The following is a 17,735-nucleotide window of genomic DNA, read 5'->3' on the forward strand; positions in this document are numbered from 1 at the left end:
CTGACTGTGTAGACCGGCCGACCGGGCCGATCCAATCGGTCAAACCCCGGCGTCGGAGCATTCGTTTGCGGGTGGCAGAAATTGACCCATCGAATGGCAGGAACCGCTATGTCGCGGGCCGGAAGTGGTGTCAACCGCGCCCCGCCGGGACCGCGCTGAGCCGGCGGCCCAACCCGGAGGCGCGCATCGCTCGACGATCGATCGCCGCGCGCACCGCCGACTCCGTCCCGACCACCCGGACACGGTGCTGGGCCCGGGTCACCGCGGTGTAGAACAGCTCGCGGGTCAGCAGCCGCGACTCCGGCGGCGGCAGCAACACCGTGACCTCGTCGGCCTGGCTGCCCTGGCTCTTGTGGATCGTCATCGCGAACATGGTCTCCACCTCGCCCAACCTGCCCGGCACGAAATGCTTCGACCCGATGTGGGCGCGCAGCCCCTCCGGGGCGGCCACCACCACACCGGTGTCGCCGTTGTACACGCCGAGGCCGTAGTCGTTGGCCGTCACCAGCAGCGGGCGGCCCGGATACCACGGCGACCACATCGATTGGCCCGTGGCATCACCGAGCCAGCGCTCGATGCGACGGTTCCACAACGCCACCCCGAACGGTCCGCGGCGGTGCGCGCAGAGCAGGCGGTGACCGTCCAGGATCGTCAGGGCGCCCGCGGAGTCGCCGAGCAGCGCTGCCTGCTGCAACTGCGTTGCCCGGGTGACCAGTATCGGGCGCAGCGCCTCGGCGGCGTCATCGGAGTCGATCCACTCCACCGCCTCACCCCCGGCGCTCAACAGGTCGACCGCACCGTCGGCGTCGCCTGCCCGGATCGCGGCGGCCAGCCTGCCGATCGACTGTCCGAACCGATGCGATGTCCTCAGTTCCACCACGCCGGCTGCGCCCAGACCGTCGACCAGGTCGGCGAGCACCGCCCCGGCGTCGACCGACGCCAGCTGGTCGGGGTCCCCGACGAGCACCAGCCGGGCGTCCGGCCGCACCGCCTCGAGCAGCCGGGCCATCATCGTCAGCGACACCATCGACGTCTCGTCCACCACCACCACGTCGTGCGGCAGCCGGTTGTTGCGATGGTGGCGAAACCTCGACGACGTGTCCGGTCGGCTGCCCAGCAGCCGGTGCAGTGTGGTCGCCTGCAGGCCGGCGAGGCGATCCCGGTCGGGTCGGGGCAGCTTGCCGATCTCGAGCTGGACCGCCTCGGCCAGCCGGGCGGCGGCCTTGCCCGTCGGCGCGGCCAGCGCCGTCCGCGGGGGCGAGCCGCCGGCGAGCTCGGCCTGCTCGGCGACCGCCGCCAGCAGGCGGGCCACCGTCGTCGTCTTGCCGGTCCCCGGCCCGCCCGTCAGGATCGTCAGCCGTTGCGCCACAGCGACCTGCGCGGCCGCGCGCTGCTCGCCGAACTCGGCGGGGAACAACCGGGTGAGATCGGGTGCCGGCCCCTGCACGGCCGGCTCCGTCAGCCGGGCCGACACGTCGGCGCACACCTGCTGTTCCTCCAGCCAGTAGCGGTCGAAGTAGAGCAGGTCGTCGAGAAACCTCAGCGCCGGCGGCGTGCCCGCCAGCGGGCTGGCCCGTACTGCGGCCAGCCAGGCCTCGGGATCGGGCCAGGCCAGCGGCGCCCCGTCGGGCTGCTCGTGGTGGGCGCGGACCTGCCGAAGATCCAGGCACACCGATCCGCCACGCAGCGCGGACACCAGCAGCGCGACCGCCAGTGCGACGGTGGGATCGGTGTCGCCGGTGATCGCGCACAGCCGCCGGGCCACCGCGGTGTCGGCGGCATCGATCAGTCCGGCGTCGGTGAACTCGTGCAACAGGTCGGTCATGACGGCCGCCCGGTGTGCAGCAGATCGGACAACGCCGACACCAGCGCCGCGGGGGGATGCCAGCCGAACACACCGGCAGGCCGGCCGTCGACCGTGGGGGTGCCGGGCCCGCACATCCCGCGCAGGAACAGGTACAGCACCCCGCCCAAGTGGGTGTCCGGGTCGTAGCCCGGTTGACGCCACCGTAGGAAGCGGTGCAACGCCACGGTATACAGCAGCGCCTGCAACGGATAGTCCGAATGCATCATCGCCGCGACGAGACGGGGTCGGCGGTAGTCGTCGGCGGTCAGCGGCGCATCGGCGACCCCCAGCCAGTTCGTCTTGTAGTCGACGACGAGGTAACGACCACCCACGCGCAACACGACGTCCACCGAACCGGTCAGGTAGCCGCGCAGCGGCCGGCGCCCCAGCGGATCGGAGGTCAACCGGTCGGCGTAGCCGGCCAGCACATCGGTGTCCTCCAGATGATCCCGGAGCAGCCTGCCCACGTCGGCGAGGCGGAGGTCGGGATGACGGTCGCGCACGTCGCCCCCGCCGAGCGGCATCTCGAAGTCCATCTCGCACAACCGGTCCCGCAACCCGATCTGGCGCAGTGTCGCACCGTCGGCCAACGGGCCCAGCGGGGTGTCGTACAGCGGGACCAGAGCCGATGCGAGTCGGTCACCGGGCACATCGACCGGCCACCACACCGCGTGGCGTTCGATCTGGTTCTGCAGTTCGCCGGCCAGGTCGGTGGCGAACGGATCGGTGGTCTGCAGCACCGCGTGGACCAGGGTGCCGAACTTCGCCCCGGTGGGCAGGTCGGCCATCGGGGAGGGGACAGCGACATCCGTTGCCGCGGAAGTGGGTTCACCGGCCGCCTCCGGCGGTTCGTCGTCGAGTTCGGCCAGTTCCGGCTCGCTGCCGACACCCGCCGGTGCGACGTCGCGGATCAGCCCCGAGTAGGACGTGCGCCGCCACGCGGTGTCGATCGTGCGATGGAAATGCCGTACGTCCAGCGCACCCGGCGCCGCACTGCCGGCCCGCCGGGGCGGCGCCGCGACCACCGATTCCTCGATCGTCGGACCGCCCAGCGACTCCCAGGCGCGCAGCTGCGCAAGCGCCGCCTCGTCGGCCGGTACGTCCGTGCAGCGGTCGGGCACCACGGACTCGCCGGGAGCGCGGCCGCGCAGCAGCCGGGACAATCCGCCCGTCGGCTCGTCCCACGACGGTGCCCACCACGCCACCACCTGCGATTGCGCCCGCGTCATCGCCACATAGGTCAGCCGGATGTGATCACCGGCCTGTTCGTGCTTTCCCTGTACGGCAACGGGATTGAAGTCGGGGCTGCCCTCCCCGCCGACGTGCAGGCACCGGGTGGCCCCGTCGTGGAAGGTGATGAAGCGCTGGTCGTGCATGTGGCGGTTGAACGCGAAGGGCAGGTAGACGATCGGGAACTGCAGACCCTTGCTGGCGAACACCGTCATGATCTGCACGGCGGCGGCGTCGCTGTCGAGTCGGCGGCTGCGCTCACCGGTCCGGCCCTCGCGTTGGGCGCGCAGCCAATCCCGCAGCATCGGCAGGTTGAAGTGCTCGCGGTGGGCGGTTTGGTGCAGCAACTGGGTGAGGTGGGCCAGGTCGGTCATGTGGCGCTCCCCGCCCTCGCGCGAGAGCACCCGTCGGCCCATCCCGCGCAGTTGCGCGATCTCCAGGATCGCCGGCACGCCACGCTGCCGGGCGTGATCGGCCCACTCGCGCAGGGTTTCGGCGATCCGGTCGGTCAGTGCGTCCCCGCCGCGGGCCAGACTCTCGGCCTTCTCCCCGAAGAACCGGGTGGTGGCCGCGGCGCGAACCAGCCCGCTGCGATGCGGCTGGTCGAAAGCCTCCAGCAGACACAGCCAGTCGTCGGCGGCCGGGGAGTGGTACACGTCGGAGTCGCCGGTGTAGACCGCCGGAATCCCGGCCTCGGTCAGCGCGTCGTGGCAGCGGCGGGCGTCGTCGTGCAGTTCGACGATCACCGCGATGTCGCGCGCCTGCAGCGGCGATCCCTCGAAGGTCGCGCCGCTGCCCAGCAGCGCGCCGATGTCGGCGGCCAGGTCGGCGCAGATGTGCGGGCGCAGTCGGGCGATCGGGATCGTCCTGGTCGGCCTGGTGCCGAACAATGTGCGGGGCACCACCCGCAGCCGGAACGCGGCTTCCTGCGGGGCGCCGGCCAGCCGGCGCTGCTGGTGGTGGGCCTGCACCGGGCGGACCTTGATGTCGGTGTCGCCGAGCTCGGCGCCGCCCAGCACCGCGTGCAGGCCGTCCACCAGCGCGCGATCGCTGCGCCAGTTCACGCTCAGCGTGCGCCGGTTCTGTGCGGTGCGTGCGGCGTCCAGATAGGTGACGATGTCGCCGCCCCGGAAGCCGTAGATCGCCTGCTTGGGATCGCCGATGAGGATGACGGTGGACCGTCCGGAGAACGCACGGTCGATCACCTGCCACTGCACCGGGTCGGTGTCCTGGAACTCGTCGACCATGACGATCGACCAGCGCTGATGCATTCTGGTCCGGGCCGGCGATCCCGGGTCCCGCAGTGCCTCCGCCAGCCTGCTCAGCAGGTCGTCGTAGCTGAGGATGCCGAGCCGGCGCTTGCGTCGATTGAGTTCGCGCAGAACGTCTTCGGCGAACCTCACCCGGATGGCCGGCTCGGACTCGGGCTGCGGCCGGTGCGGCCGCAGCTGCGCGTGCGGGTTCTTCACCACCTCGCTCGCCAGGGTCAGCGCCTCGCCACGGGTCAGCACGGGGTCGGTGGTGCCGCCTCCGAAGTGGGCCAGGTACAGGTCGTCGACGATCTCGGCCACCAGGTCGTCCAGGGTCTCCACGAGGGTCACCCCCGCGTCGGTGTCCCCGGCCACGCCCAGCGACTTGAGCACCAGGTGGCAGAACTGGTGGGTGGTGGCGATCGTCGCGGCGTCGAAGCCGGCCAGCGCGTCGCGCAGCCGCTCGCGGCGGGCGTCACGTTCGGTGGGTGTGACGTCGACGAGGTGGGCCACCAACTCGTTGCCGTCGCCGAGCGTGGGGTCGTCGAAAGCGCGCAACGCCTCGAGGATCTGACCGCGCACCCGTTCGCGCAGTTCCTGGCTGGCCGCACGGGAGAACGTGATGAGCAGCATCTCGTCGAGGGTGGCCAGTCCCTCGGCCACGTAGCGGGTGACCAGCCCGGCCAACGCGAACGTCTTGCCCGTCCCGGCGCTGGCCTCGAGCACGGTCGTGGACAATGCGGCGGGCAGTGGCCCCAGCAGATCGAAGGGCTCCATCAGTCCGCGCTCCGTTCGGCCCGCAGCAGCGGTAGCCACAGCCGGGTCGCGAAGGCTCCCAGCCGGGTCCGTTCCCCGGCTGTCTCCTCCCCGGGGCGCACCGTGTCGAGGAGTACGTCGAGCGGCGCGTCGCGTCCCCAGACCCGTTGCACGGCAGGCTCGTCCTTTTCGTACTTCCACCGGTACCCGGCATCGCGGTCGGGCAGGTCCCCGGTGTAGCGGGCGTGCGCCCAGGCGTAGGACGTCTTGATCGGCAGCGGGAGCGGTTCGCGCCGGCCGCAGTCGTAGACGGCGACCAGGTCGCGCAGCACCGCCCCGGCGCCCTCGTCGGGTGCGCCCAGGAGCCGCTCGGCCGGTGCCCGCCCGTTCTTCTGCCGGCCGATCACCCGCGCGGTCCAATCCCGATCCGGGTGCTGGGCCGCCAACGCCAGCAGGCGGATCCACGGCTCCACCAGGTGCCGGCCGTCGAGCTTCGAGTACGTCACCGCCACGATCTGCCGCCCCCAGACATCGGGCACCGTGCCGGTCAGCCGTCGCCCGGAGCCCAGGTCGAGGTCGACGTCGTGGGCCCGCACCGGTGGGATCCGTTGCCGCTGAGCGGCTGTCGCCAGATCCGCGGACCGGTCCCGCAGCTCCTGGGCCTTGCGCCAGCCCAGCCGGCCCGGGGGCAGCGAGCCGCGTCGCCACTCCATCTGCCGGGCCTGCTCGGGTGGCTGCCCGCGCAGCATGTCGTGCAGCATCCGGTCGCCGATCACCCACTCCTGCAGGGCGTCGATCTCGACGGGCATCGCGTCCCCGACACCGTCGACCTCCCAGGGCAGCGTGAGGTCCAGCGCGCGGAAGAACCCCTTCACCGGGTCCTTGAAGAACCCCACCAGGTCGGCGAGCGCGACGTCGGCCGGTTCGGGGGCGGCCAGCGGCCGGTCCAGGAAGCCCGGCTCGGGCTCCCGTGCCGCACAGGCAGCCTCCGCGGCGGTCAGCGCGACCGGATCGAAGGTGAACGACTGCCCCGCCGGCATGCCCAGTTCTCCCGGGGTGACGTTGCGAACATCGAACGGCTGCAACGGGTGTGCGACCACGACGGTGTCGCGTACCCGCTGCGGCGTGGTCGCGTCCAAGGTGTCGATGAGTTCGACCAGCGGCACCGCAGGCGGCAGGTGCTGGCCGGTGTACTCGTTGGCTCCGGTGTAGATGATCACCAGACGTTCGGTGGCCGAGCAGATCGCGTCCAGCAGCAGTTGGCGGTCCTCGGAGCGGACGTCGCGCTCCCCGGTCATCGGGTCGCGGGCCAGCACGTCGTCGCCGTCGACGACGCCGGAGCGGGGGAACACCCCGTCGTCGAGGCCGACCAGGCACACCACCCGGTGTGGCACCGCGCGCATCGGCACCATGGTGCACACGGTGAGCGTACCGGTGCGGAAGTTGGCCCGGGTCGGTCGCCCGGCGAGGTGGCGGTCGAGCAGGGCGCGCAGGTCCGGCAGCCGCAACACCGTGTCGGCGCGGGGGCCGGCGTCGGTGAGGATCGTCGCGAACTCGCGCTCCAATTGGGCTGACTGCCAGGCATCCTCGCCCTCGACGGTGGCCAGCCGGGAGATCCCGCCGGACAGGTTCGCCAGCCAGTCGCGCAGCGGCCGGGCACCCGTCAGTGACGCGATGGTCTCCCGTAGCGAGTCGACGTAGTCGGCAAGCCGGCCGGCGAGTTCCACCCGGTTGCTGCCGACGTCGTCGAGCGGCAGCGTGGTGTCCAGCCAGGCCTGCGAGTCCTCGGACATCGCCACCCCGGCGAGGATCCGGTCGACGCCGAACCGCCATGTGTTGTGGATGAATTCGCCGAGACCGTACGGTTCGCGGTGCGATTTGTCGAAGCCCCACCGGATGTTGGCCTCGCGGACCCAGGCCGTCACCGCATCGAGGTCGTCGTCGGTGAACCGGAAGCGTGCCCGTACGGGCGGAGCCTCGGCCAGGTTGAGCACTTCGCCGGCGGTGGCACGCCCGGCCGCCAGCGTCAGCAGCTGCGCGGCCAGGCCCAACAGCGGGTTGGTCTGCACCGGGGCCCGGTCGGCCAGCCGCACCCGCAGCTGGTGGGCGGGGTGCGGATCGGGTGCGACGTCACCGAGGCCGAAGCCGGCGACGATCAGTGGTGCGTAGGTCTCGATGTCGGGGCACATGACCAGGACGTCGCGCGGCTGCAGCGTGGGGTCGTCGGTGAGCAGGCCGAGCAGGACCTCGCGCAGCACGTCGACCTGGCGGGCCGGGCCGTGGCAGGCGTGCACCTGAACCGAACGGTCCCCGGGATGATGTGAACGCCCCTGCGGGCGAACGGAGTTGGCGGCGATGTCGGACTGCAGCCAGCCCAGCAGGGTGTCCGGCCGGCCGGGCCCCGGCAGGGCGACGTCGGAGGCACGCGCCACGGGCAGGCTGCGCTGCAGCTCGCGGGTGTCCCGCCCCAACGTGGCCAGCAGGGGATGACCGACCACGCGGTGGCTGGTGTCCGCGCGGCGCCGGACCGCACCCGAGTCGCCCGCCAGCCGGTCCCACAGCTCGGCGCTCGGGTGGGGCAGCCACAGATGCAGGTCCTGGTGGATCGACAGCGCCTCGAGCAACTCGAGTTCGGTGCCGGGCAGCCGGGTGTGGCCGAACATGGACAACCGGGCGGGCACGGCGGTCGGCGCCGCCCGCAGCCGGGCGATCGTCTCGGCGTGCCGGACGTGCGGGGGGTCCGCGTCGACCCGGGCGACGAGGGCCCGCCACAGCTCGGGCTGCCAGTGCAGGTCGGTGTCGAGGTCTGCGGCCGTGCCCTCGAGCCAGTCGACGAGAAGGTGCGGGCGCTGCCGGGCATAGGAGGCGAACAGCCCGGCCAGCCGCCGGGCCACCGCGTAGCGGCGGCCCTGCCGCAGCTCGCCCTCCTCGCCCTGCCGGTGGTGGCCCAGGTGTGCGGCCAGCGTGGCGCACCACGGCTCGCCGAGGCTGGCGTCGATGGCGTCCAGCAGCGGCCACACCATGGCGTCGGGCGACCACGGATCCTCGTCGTCGGTGTCGGTCAGCTCGGCGATCAGTGAGCGTGGATGCCGAAACGTCACCCCGGCACAGATACCGTCGTCGCCACCGCGTCCGCGGCCGAGCACATGCGACAGCCGCTGGCTCAGCCAGCGTTCCAGGCCGCGCGCCGACACCAGCACGAGTTCCTCGGCGAACGGGTCGGGCAACGGGGTGGCCATCAGCTCGCCCAGACCGTCGGCGAGCAGGTCGGCGCGGTCGGCCCGATGGAGGTGAAGCGCCATCGGGCTCAGACCACGACCGTTCGCTCCGTGCGTCTGACCAGAGCGGTGAGCTCGTCGATGACGCTGGCGAGTTCGTCGACCAGCCAACTGTCGCAGCCCCTGGCGCGGAACGCCGCCAGCAGCTCGCCGTAGTACCAGAGATGCTGGTGGGGGTCGGCGACGGTGAACCGCTGCCACAGCGCCGGCCCGTGCGCTCGGTAGTCCCGCAGCAGCGCGCGGGCGTTGTCGAGCTTGTCGGCGAGCGAGACCAGCAGGGTGGCCTCGTCGACGTCGGCGAGGTGTGCGATGTAGGCCTGCTTACGTTGCCGCCACGGTGGTTTCGGCGTCTCGTCGGTGTCGCTGCACTGGTCGACGATGCGCGCCACCTCGTCCCCGAAGTTGGCCCTGATCTCGGCGAGCGTCGCGGGTCCGCCGGCGTCCTCCACGCAGTCGTGCAGCAGCGCGGCGATGGCCTGGGTTTCGGTGCCGTCGCCCTCCAGCACCAGCCCCGCCACCGACAACAGGTGCCCCAGGTACGGGATCTCCCCGGCCTTGCGCACCTGGTTGTGGTGTTTGAGTTCGGCATAGACCAATGCTTTGGAGAACTGTCCGCCCAGGCGCGGTGTGGGTGTGTGTTCGCTCATCGTCGTCTCCTCCCCGGACAACCCGACCATATCCCCGCCCGCCGACAGGGTGCGATCCCCGCCCGCCGACAGGGTGCGCCGACGTCGCGGTTCAGCCCTGTTCGACGACGTTTCCGCTGCCGGAGTTGGAGATGTCCGGCTCGCCCGTGCGATAGGTGACATGGTTGTCGAAGCCCGACGCGTTGATGGTCGCGGCGGATTCCACGGTGACGATGTTCTCGAACCCCGACACCGTCACCGCTGCGCAGTCGCCCTGGATCTCGATGGTGTTGCTCATGCCGCTGATGCTGACCGAGCCCTGGTCGCAGACGACGGTCTGCTTCTGGTCGATGCCGCCGATACCGAGGTGGCCCCCCGGTTCGACGGTGGTGACCTCTTTTTCCGGGGTCGGCGGGCGGGGCTCGCCGCGTGGCGCGTCGACAGGGCCGCGCGGCGCGTCGACCGGACCACCGCCACCGGCGACCCCCGGTGGCTGCGGGGTGTAGGAGCGTGAGCTCGGGTCCCCGGTGCCACCGACGGTGAAGAACACGATCGCGGCGATGACACCGAACACGACCACCGCGAAGACGGCGATCGGGATCAGGAGCAGCGCTCCCGACCGTTTCTGCACGACCTGCTGCGGCGGCGCGTAATACGGCGAGCCGGATTGGGGCGATCTGTACTGCGGCGACCCGTACTGCGGGGATCCGTACTGCGGGTAGGCCGGGCCGGGAGCGGGCGGCGCACCATCGTAGGTGGGCGGCGCGCCATCGTAGGTGGGCGGCGGTACGGGTACACCCGCCGATGCCGAGCCATCGTAGGGCCGGGTGCCCAACTCGCTGGCGGACGCCCGGTCGGCGAGTGAGCGCTCCAGGTCGCGGATCCGCGCTTCGGGGTCGCCGTCTGGCTCCATGCGCAGAATGGTTGCACACCGATCGTCCCCGCTCAACGATTCTCCGACGGGGTGGCGGTGGGCGTATCGCGGCGGTATCCGGCCAAAGCGCGACGATCCCGCGCGGGGTGGATTGGGTGCCGGCGCGCGGTGGTACTCAGGAGCCATGGTGGCAACGGGTTTCACCGCCATCGGCAGCGGCCCCGCAGGCGTCAGCGCGGCCGAGACGTTCCGCAGCAGACACCGACACATCCCGGTGCGCATCCTGTCCGACGATCCGGCGCTGCCGTACGCCAAACCGCCACTGAGCAAGGAGTTCCTGCGGGGCTGTCCGACCGGGCTCGAGCTGCACACCGCCGGGTGGTTCGAGCGTAACGAGATCGAGCTGATCCGCGGTGTGACCGTCGAACGGATCGACCTCGACGCACGCGAGGTCGTCACCGCCGGCGGGACGCACTACCCGTACTGGCACCTGGTGCTCGCCGCCGGTTCGACCGCCGTTCCGCCGGCGGCGCCGGGCGCACGGTCCGCGCTGCCGCTGCGGTCCTTCGCCGACGCCGTCGCCCTGAGGATGGCGGCGCTGGATGCGCGCTCCGCCATCGTGGTCGGCGCCGGGCTGATCGGCTGTGAGGCCGCCGGCAGCCTGGCCGGTCTCGGGGTGGCCACCACGCTGGTCGCACCCGAACCGGTACCGCTGCTGCGCCGCTTCGGCCTCGACGTCGGTGAGCGCATCGTCAAGATGCTCTCCGATGTCGGGGTCCGGTTCGCCGGTTCGGCCGGGGTGGCCGCGATCGACGATGACGGCGCCGTGCTGATCTCCGGCGAGCGCGTGGACGGTGACGTCGTGGTGGCCGCCACGGGTGTGCGCCCGGACATCCGGTTGGCCGTCGGCGCCGGGCTGGACGTCCGCGACGGTCGTGTCGTCGCCGACGAACACATGCGCACCTCGGCCGGCAACGTCTATGCCGCAGGCGATATCGCGCTCGCCCACAACGTCGCCGCGGGCCGGCCGGTGGTGTCCGAGCACTGGCGCGACGCGGCGCTGCAGGGCCGGGTGGCGGGCCTGACCGCCGCGGGGCAGTCCGCGGTGTGGGACAGCGTCAGCGGATTCTCCTGCACCATAGGCAGGTTCACCTTGAGGTACCGGGGATGGGGCGGGCCCTACCGGGAATGCCGGCTGGTGGACCGGCCCAACGGTTTCTCGGCGACCTACCGGGTCGACGGCCGCGTCGCCGGGACGCTGGTGGCTACAGCCAGTCCTTCTTCTTGAACATCAAGTACAGCGCGATGACCAGCGTGATGATGATCGCCGAGCTGGCCACGAAGCCGGCCACCGTGTCGATGCCTGGGTACAGCACGTTCTGGCCGTAATAACCGGTAATCGCGGTGGGCACGGCGATGATGGCCGCCCAGCCGGTGAGCTTCTTCATCACCGTGTTCAGGTGGGCGTCCTGCAACGACAGGTTGGTCTCGAAGACCGTCGTCACCATGTCGCGCAGCGACTCGGTCCACTCCGACACCCGCAACACGTGGTCGTAGAGGTCGGCATACTCCGCGTCCAGTTCGACGGCGGTCCTGCTGTCCATCCGGCGGTGCTGGATCGCGTTGACCACCTCGCGCATCGGCAACACCACCCGGCGCAGCGCAACCAGATCCTTTCGCAGCTGGAATGTCTTGCGCTGCAATCCGCTCCGCGGCGCCCGATCGGCGAACAGGTCGTCCTCCAGGTTCTCGATGCTGTCGTCGAGCGCCTGCACCGCGTCGAAGTGCCCGTCGACGACCACGTCGAGCAGGCCGTGCACCAGCGAGCCGACCCCGAACTCCTGGCCACCGAGTTCGTCGAACCGGCGCGACACGGCGTCGATGTCGAACTTCTCGGAGAGCCGCACGGTGATCAACCCGCGCGGCAACACGAATCCCGAGATCCGGCTTATCTGCAGGGTCGACTCGGATATGTCCTGCGGGGGCGGATCCTTGACCGACACCCCGTACACGGTGAAGAAGGTGTGGGTCCGGTAGACGACGGCCTTGGTGCGTTCGGCGTCGGCCAGCGCGTCCTCCACCGCCCACGCGTTGAGGTTCAGCTCCTCGGCAAGCTCGGTGAGGATCTCGTGGTCGGGGTCGTAGATGTCGCACCACACCAACGTGTCGTCGGCGGCCAGACAGTCCGATATCGCGGCGAACTCGAAGTCGTCCTGGGGCTTGCCATGCCGCCAGATCCTGCCCCTGACGTGGGTCACCCGATCATCATGTCAGGTCGATGCTCCAGCCAGCGAGAAGCCACGGTCGTACCGACGGGTGGCTGCGCGACCAGGTGTGCCGTTACGCGGGGGCCGACGCGCGTGTGGCCTCAGCTGAGCGCGAATTCTGTTGCCAGGCCGTCGATCCCGGCCCTGATGGCGTCCAGCGCAGACTGGCGGGCCTTCAGCTTTGTGGCCAGGTGCGCACCGGCGTGCAGGGTGGTGGCCGCCTCGCCCGCCACCTGCTGGGCCCGCGCCAGCACCTGGCCGGCGTCGACGATCTCGTCGAGCCAGCCGCCCGCGATCGCCTCGTCGCCGACGAACGTCGACGCCAGTGCGGTGCCCCGCTGAAACGCGGCGGGGGTCAGCCGCATCCGCATGATCTCGATCGCCGCGACCGGGATGGTCATGCCGATCGCCACCTCGATGGCCTGACAGCGGGACTTCGGTGCGCCGACCCGGTGGTCGGCGGAGAGCAGCAGAAACGATCCCATCGCGATCGCCGGCCCGGTCGCGGCGATGATCACCGGCACCGGGAAGGTCAGTGCCCGCGCCGCCAGCTCGAATCCGCCCGCGAGCATTCCCAGCGCGGCGGCGGCGTCACCGGACTGGAACACCGCCAGGTCGAACCCCCCGCTGAACACCCGCGAGTTCCCGGCGAGCACCACCGCCTTGGCCGAATCGGCCTGCGCACGGTCGAGCGCCTCGTTGACCGCGGCCTGCATGTCCGGGCCCAGCACGTTGACCTTGCCGTCATCGAGCGTGATGGTGGCGACGGAGTCCGCGAGCTGGTAGGAGACGATGCCGGTCATGGTCCTCCGATCGGGACGGTTGCGGGGCGCGGGTCGAAACTAACAGCGCCACTGCGGGCACTACTCAGGCGGGCATGGCGTCGGTGCCGGCCGAGTCGCGTAGTGCGCTACTCACGACCGCGGCCCGCGTCGTTCATAGCGTTGTGTGCAGCGCGGTGGTGAGGGGTCATCGCGCTCCGACCGGAAGGAGTGCGGCGATGCGGGTCAAGAGGAAGAGGGCGGCCGAACAGCTCGAGCCGGATCAACGCACCGGCAGGAACAGGCGGCGGAATCCGTCGAATGGGATACCGAAGCTGGGTCTGTGGGAGTGCGGAATCGGCTCGGGCTGGAAGTGACCGAGGGCTGCGGTGCTCGTCGGGTGTCAGGAAACCCCGACGAGCACCGTCGCGTGCGCGGCCGGCTCCGGCATCAGCCGCTCCGCGCGGGCCACCCAGTCCAGATCGGCCCAGACGAACCGGGCGGGCAGCCGGCGCCAGTACGACGGATGGGACCGCAGATAGATCTGCACGCTGGCGTGCACCGCCGCGTCCGCCGGCACGGTGCGCAGGGGCACCGGTCGGGTGCTGCCCGCGAGCGCGTCGGCCGGGCTCGGCGCGGGCGCCCGGTGCCGAGCCGACGGGCGCAGCGCCACACCGGCCGTGGTGGCGCCGTCGAGCATCCAGTCGAGCGTGATCCGGGTCAGCGGAGCGCACGCATTGGGTCCGCCGGCGACGTCGCAATGCGCCCCGCGGAACCACACCTCCTGCACCCCGTCTGCGCAGTACCCCAGCGGTCGGGCGCCGAACGGGCCGAAGCCGCCGTCGATGGCCACCGCGTGCCGCACGGCGGCTACGGTGGGCAGCGGATCGGGCAGCGGGGGGACACCCGGTACCTCCAGCGTGTCCCACAGGCCCAGGAATGCGACGTCGACGGCCACGTCGGTGCCGGACAGTCCGGCCGCGATGTTGCCCACCCGCTGCCAGTCGGCGGCGCTGCGCCCGGTGCGTGGCATCGCGTACGTGGACAGCACGTACTCCCGGAAGTCGGCGGCCGTCCATCCGGGGACGCCGGGGCCACGCAGCACCCCGACCGTGCCGAGCAGACGCGCGAGGGCCCGTGCGCAGAAGGCGCCCCGTCCGGCGCCGAACAGATGGATCCGATCGCCGGGTTCCCAGTGCTCGACCAGAAACTCGTAGGCCGCCACGACGGATGCGCGCGCCGCCTCCCGCGGGCCACGGCGGGCGCCGGGCCGGTAACGGCCGGGAGTTGCCGGCGGCGGGGCGAACCACACCAGCTGTGCGTCGCCGGAATCCAGCAGCTGCGCCAGCACCGAGACATTCGACATCGCATCTGAGCCCGATCGATCGCAGACGTGATCGAAGCACAGCGCGATGTTCTTCACGATGACCCCCGTCGTGAGCTAGCTGGCAGCGCCGGCTATTCAGTTTGCCAGATCTGTCGCGACTTGTCGCCGTTTCCTGGGCAACAAAGGTTGATCGGCTTCGGATTTCGCTCCAGTTGGGGCCCCTGGCAACGGAATCCGTATTCCTGACGGTCAGGTCAGCGGAACCTCGATGCCGGGACTCAACGGATCGGCGTGCAATTCGATGGCGTCGGGTGAGGTTCCCGGCGGCACATCGAACGCGACGGCGACGTCGGCTTCGTCGCCGGGGGCGAGTTGGGCGATGCCGCCGCCCGCGTAGAAGGTCGCTTCGTCGTCGATCGGGTAGTTCGTGCCCGCGGCCGCCAACTTCTGGAACGTGCCCAGGAACGTCGCCGGTGCATCGCCGATGTTTCGCACCGTCATGTGCACGATGACGTACTCACCCCGCGCGGTCTTCCGGACCGGGACGTCGGCGGCAGCGATGCTGGGGGCGATCTCGATGCCGTGCACCGTGAAGGCCAGCGTGCCGTCGGTCACCTCGCCGGTGTCCGGCGGGGCCACGGTTTCGGTGTCGCCCGAAGTGGTGCTCTCGCCGGTGGTCGGCGCGGCCGACGAGGACGTCTCGGGGACCGCGATCCTGGTGGAGCCGTCGCCGGTGAAGAACGCCGCGTAGATCACGAGGGCGAGCAGAACCGCGAGCAGGGCCGCGACCGCGACGAGGTAGCGCATCACCAGCGTGCGGCCGGCGTCCTGCGGTTCGGCGGGTGGCGGAACGGTCGGGATGACGGCGGTCCGGCCCGACGGCGGCGGGGTGGTGGGGGTGACGGTGGTGGCTTCCGACTGGTCGGCCGGTGACGCAGGCTCGGGCTCGCCGTCGGGGTCGGGTGCGCGGTGTGACCCGACCCGCTCCCGCGTGACCACGGGCGGGGCGGCCGGCGGCGGAGGCGGCGGAGGCAGGGGTGCGGGTGCGCGATGCTCGGTCCAGGAGTGCCCGTCCCAGTAGCGCTGGCCCCCCGATCCGTCCGGGTCGGCGTACCAACCCGCGGGTGTTTGCGGTGTCGTCATCGCGCTGCGTCTCCCGTCACTCGCCCTGTCGGCGCCCGGCACCGGGAGACTATCCGACGACCAGCGCGTCAACCGGGAATTGGCGCGGGCGAGGTCGTCATCCGCCCATCAGCATGCGCCACTGGTCGAGATTGCTCGCACGGTAGACATAGTTGGCGCGGCGGACATCGGACAGCGACGCGCTCGGCTCGGCGGAATACCAGTGCCCGGGGAACACCGTCGGGTTGCCGGGCAACTGCGCCAGCGCCTGCAGGCTGCGATACATGTCGTCGACGTTGCCGCCGGGGAAGTCGGTGCGTCCGCAGCCCTCCAGGAACAGGGTGTCACCGGCGACCAGTCGGCCGTCCAGCAGGAAGCACTGGCTGCCCGGGGTGTGGCCGGGGGTGTGCAGCAGTTCGATCTCGATATCGCCGACGGCGACCTTGTCGCCGTGCCGGTGGGCCGTCAACTCGCTGGGCGCGATCCCGGTGATACGCGAAACCCAGTCCGCTTCATGGGCGTTGACGTGCACCGGAACGCTGACTCGCTCCAGCAGTTCGGCCAGGCCCTTGAGTTCGAAGCCCATCATCGATCCGCCCACGTGATCGGGGTGATGGTGGGTGACCAGCACCCCGGACAGGTGCATGCCGTCGGATTCGAGCGCATCCACCAGGTCCTGGGCCGCGTAGGCCGGGTCCACCACCACGGTGTCGCCGGTCTCCCGGTCGCCGATCAGGTAGGCGAAGTTGCGCATCTGCTGGGCGATCATGTCGCCGGCCGCGAAATCGCGGCCCGACAACAGCTGTTTGAAGTAGAGGCGGTCCGAGTCAGCCATGTCGGCCAGCGTATGCACCGGGCCGCCGCACGGCGGCGCCCAGGGTGCGGTTTGCGCCGCCGGATCGTCCGACTGCCGGTTCTTGCGGTCTGTGCGGTCACGATGACCAGCGGTTTGGCGCCGGAAACGGTGAGAATGTACCCTCTTTAAGGCTCATCGCTCGACGGTGGACCGCAGCATCACAAGCAGTACGGCAGTGCCCCCTTAGCTCAGTCGGCAGAGCGTTTCCATGGTAAGGAAAAGGTCAACGGTTCGATTCCGTTAGGGGGCTCGGTGGACACCGGGTGAGCGGAACGCCGCCCGTGTCCGTCCGGGGCGGTGTAGCTCAGCTGGTTAGAGCGCACGACTCATAATCGTGAGGTCGGGGGATCGAGCCCCCCCACCGCTACAGGTAGTGAAGATACGAGTTTCCAGGAAGTTAGAAAGAGGCACCTGACGTGGCGTCCAGTACCGACGTGCGGCCGAAGATCACTTTGGCGTGCGAGGTGTGCAAGCACCGCAACTACATCACGAAGAAGAACCGCCGCAACGATCCCGACCGGCTCGAGATCAAGAAGTTCTGCCCGAACTGCGGCAAGCACCAGGCCCACAAAGAGTCGCGCTGAGCGCCCCCGACCGGGCCGGTTCCCGGTCGTCGGGGTCGGCTAGGTAGGTTCATCACCTGTGTCGTTTCTGGAGAAGGTCGTCGGGACGCACTTCCGGTTCCCCGACCACTACACGGTGGGCCGCGAGAAGATCCGCGAGTACGCCACAGCGGTCAAGAACGACGATCCCGCCTTCTTCGACGAGGAGGCCGCCGCCGCGCTCGGCCACGACGGCCTGCTCGCGCCGTTGACCTTCATCTCCGTGTTCGGCTACCAGGCGCAGTCGGCGATGTTCGCCGCCAACAACATCGGCATCAGCGACGCCAAGATCGTGCAGGTCGATCAGGCGCTGAAGTTCGAGAAACCGATCAAAGCGGGCGACAAGCTGTACTGCGACGTGTACGTGGATTCGATCCGCAGGGCGCACGGCACCGACATCATCGTCACCAAGAACATCGTCAGCAACGAGAACGGCGATGTTGTGCAGGAGTCCTACACCACCCTGGCGGGGCGTAGCGAAGAAGACGGAGAGAGTGGCTTCACAGATGGCACTGCGTGAGTTCAGTTCGGTCAAGGTCGGCGATCAGCTGCCGGAGAAGGTCATCCCGCTGACCCGGGCTGACCTGGTCAACTACGCCGGCGTGTCCGGCGACCTCAACCCGATCCACTGGGACGACGACATCGCCAAGCAGGTCGGCCTGGACACCGCGATCGCCCACGGCATGCTGACGATGGGTCTGGGTGGCGGCTACGTCACCTCCTGGGTCGGCGACCCGGCAGCGGTGACCGAGTACAACGTGCGCTTCACCGCGGTGGTGCCGGTGCCCAACGACGGCAAGGGCGCCGAGATCGTGTTCAACGGCCGGGTGAAGTCGGTCGACGAGGAATCCAAGACCGTCACCATCGCCATCAACGCCACCGCGGGCGGGAAGAAGATCTTCGGTCGCGCTGTCGCCGTCGCGAAGCTGGCGTAGGCGGG

14 protein-coding genes and 2 tRNA genes are annotated in these 17,735 nt (G+C 70.4%); 6 read left to right on the plus strand and 10 right to left on the minus strand.

What is annotated here, in order from left to right; all coding sequences use genetic code 11:
* Positions 1-130: 130 nt before the first annotated feature.
* The 5 genes from recD to JDV09_RS09015 form a co-directional block, all read right to left on the minus strand.
* Positions 131-1,825 (minus strand): exodeoxyribonuclease V subunit alpha, encoded by a 1,695-nt coding sequence (gene recD, locus JDV09_RS08995; protein ID WP_221368780.1) that lies wholly within the window; start codon positions 1,823-1,825, stop codon positions 131-133.
* Positions 1,822-5,103 carry an exodeoxyribonuclease V subunit beta gene (recB, locus tag JDV09_RS09000; RefSeq protein ID WP_221368781.1) on the minus strand — a complete coding sequence of 1,094 codons (3,282 nt, stop codon included), beginning with the start codon at positions 5,101-5,103 and terminating at the stop codon, positions 1,822-1,824. Before recB ends, recD begins: the two co-directional genes overlap by 4 nt.
* Positions 5,103-8,384 (minus strand): exodeoxyribonuclease V subunit gamma, encoded by a 3,282-nt coding sequence (recC, locus tag JDV09_RS09005; protein WP_221368782.1) that lies wholly within the window; start codon positions 8,382-8,384, stop codon positions 5,103-5,105. The genes recB and recC overlap by 1 nt, the downstream gene beginning before the upstream one ends.
* Before the next feature lie 5 nt (positions 8,385-8,389).
* Positions 8,390-9,007, minus strand: coding sequence for an HD domain-containing protein (locus JDV09_RS09010; protein ID WP_221368783.1), 618 nt, complete (start codon positions 9,005-9,007; stop codon positions 8,390-8,392).
* Positions 9,008-9,098: 91 nt separating this feature from the next.
* Positions 9,099-9,899, minus strand: coding sequence for a DUF3060 domain-containing protein (locus JDV09_RS09015; protein WP_221368784.1), 801 nt, complete (start codon positions 9,897-9,899; stop codon positions 9,099-9,101).
* 145 nt (positions 9,900-10,044) lie between these two features.
* On the opposite strand from JDV09_RS09015, the gene JDV09_RS09020 reads away from it, so the two are divergent.
* On the plus strand, positions 10,045-11,148 hold the full coding sequence (locus JDV09_RS09020) for an NAD(P)/FAD-dependent oxidoreductase (RefSeq protein ID WP_221368785.1): 1,104 nt from the start codon (positions 10,045-10,047) through the stop codon (positions 11,146-11,148).
* Here the strand turns inward: JDV09_RS09020 and JDV09_RS09025 are convergent.
* From JDV09_RS09025 to JDV09_RS09045, 5 genes are all read right to left on the minus strand, one after another.
* A complete protein-coding gene (locus JDV09_RS09025) occupies positions 11,126-12,118 on the minus strand; it encodes a magnesium transporter CorA family protein (RefSeq protein WP_221368786.1) in 993 nt (330 codons plus the stop codon). The genes JDV09_RS09020 and JDV09_RS09025 overlap by 23 nt on opposite strands.
* A gap of 110 nt (positions 12,119-12,228) precedes the next feature.
* On the minus strand, positions 12,229-12,930 hold the full coding sequence (locus JDV09_RS09030; protein ID WP_221368787.1) for a crotonase/enoyl-CoA hydratase family protein: 702 nt from the start codon (positions 12,928-12,930) through the stop codon (positions 12,229-12,231).
* A 361-nt stretch (positions 12,931-13,291) separates the two neighbouring features.
* Positions 13,292-14,311, minus strand: a complete 1,020-nt coding sequence (locus tag JDV09_RS09035; protein ID WP_221368788.1) for a phospholipase effector Tle1 domain-containing protein — start codon at positions 14,309-14,311, stop codon at positions 13,292-13,294.
* Between the two features lie 153 nt (positions 14,312-14,464).
* A complete protein-coding gene (locus tag JDV09_RS27435) occupies positions 14,465-15,358 on the minus strand; it encodes a DUF4352 domain-containing protein (protein ID WP_221368789.1) in 894 nt (297 codons plus the stop codon).
* A gap of 97 nt (positions 15,359-15,455) precedes the next feature.
* On the minus strand, positions 15,456-16,172 hold the full coding sequence (locus JDV09_RS09045; RefSeq protein WP_221368790.1) for an MBL fold metallo-hydrolase: 717 nt from the start codon (positions 16,170-16,172) through the stop codon (positions 15,456-15,458).
* A gap of 198 nt (positions 16,173-16,370) precedes the next feature.
* Between JDV09_RS09045 and JDV09_RS09050 the strand changes: the two genes are divergently transcribed.
* The 5 genes from JDV09_RS09050 to hadB all read left to right on the plus strand — a co-directional run bounded on the left by JDV09_RS09050 (position 16,371) and on the right by hadB (position 17,730).
* Positions 16,371-16,443: transfer RNA gene (locus JDV09_RS09050), tRNA-Thr, on the plus strand.
* A gap of 43 nt (positions 16,444-16,486) precedes the next feature.
* Positions 16,487-16,560: transfer RNA gene (locus JDV09_RS09055), tRNA-Met, on the plus strand.
* Positions 16,561-16,609: 49 nt separating this feature from the next.
* Positions 16,610-16,777 carry a 50S ribosomal protein L33 gene (rpmG, locus tag JDV09_RS09060; protein WP_003929651.1) on the plus strand — a complete coding sequence of 56 codons (168 nt, stop codon included), beginning with the start codon at positions 16,610-16,612 and terminating at the stop codon, positions 16,775-16,777.
* A 58-nt stretch (positions 16,778-16,835) separates the two neighbouring features.
* Positions 16,836-17,315: a (3R)-hydroxyacyl-ACP dehydratase subunit HadA gene (gene hadA, locus JDV09_RS09065; RefSeq protein ID WP_221368791.1), complete on the plus strand. Its 480-nt coding sequence runs from the start codon at positions 16,836-16,838 to the stop codon at positions 17,313-17,315.
* Positions 17,302-17,730, plus strand: coding sequence for a (3R)-hydroxyacyl-ACP dehydratase subunit HadB (gene hadB, locus JDV09_RS09070; RefSeq protein ID WP_221368792.1), 429 nt, complete (start codon positions 17,302-17,304; stop codon positions 17,728-17,730). Before hadA ends, hadB begins: the two co-directional genes overlap by 14 nt.
* Positions 17,731-17,735 lie beyond the last annotated feature (5 nt).

The organism is Mycolicibacterium xanthum (assembly GCF_019710635.1).
In the GTDB taxonomy this organism is placed as follows: domain Bacteria; phylum Actinomycetota; class Actinomycetes; order Mycobacteriales; family Mycobacteriaceae; genus Mycobacterium; species Mycobacterium xanthum.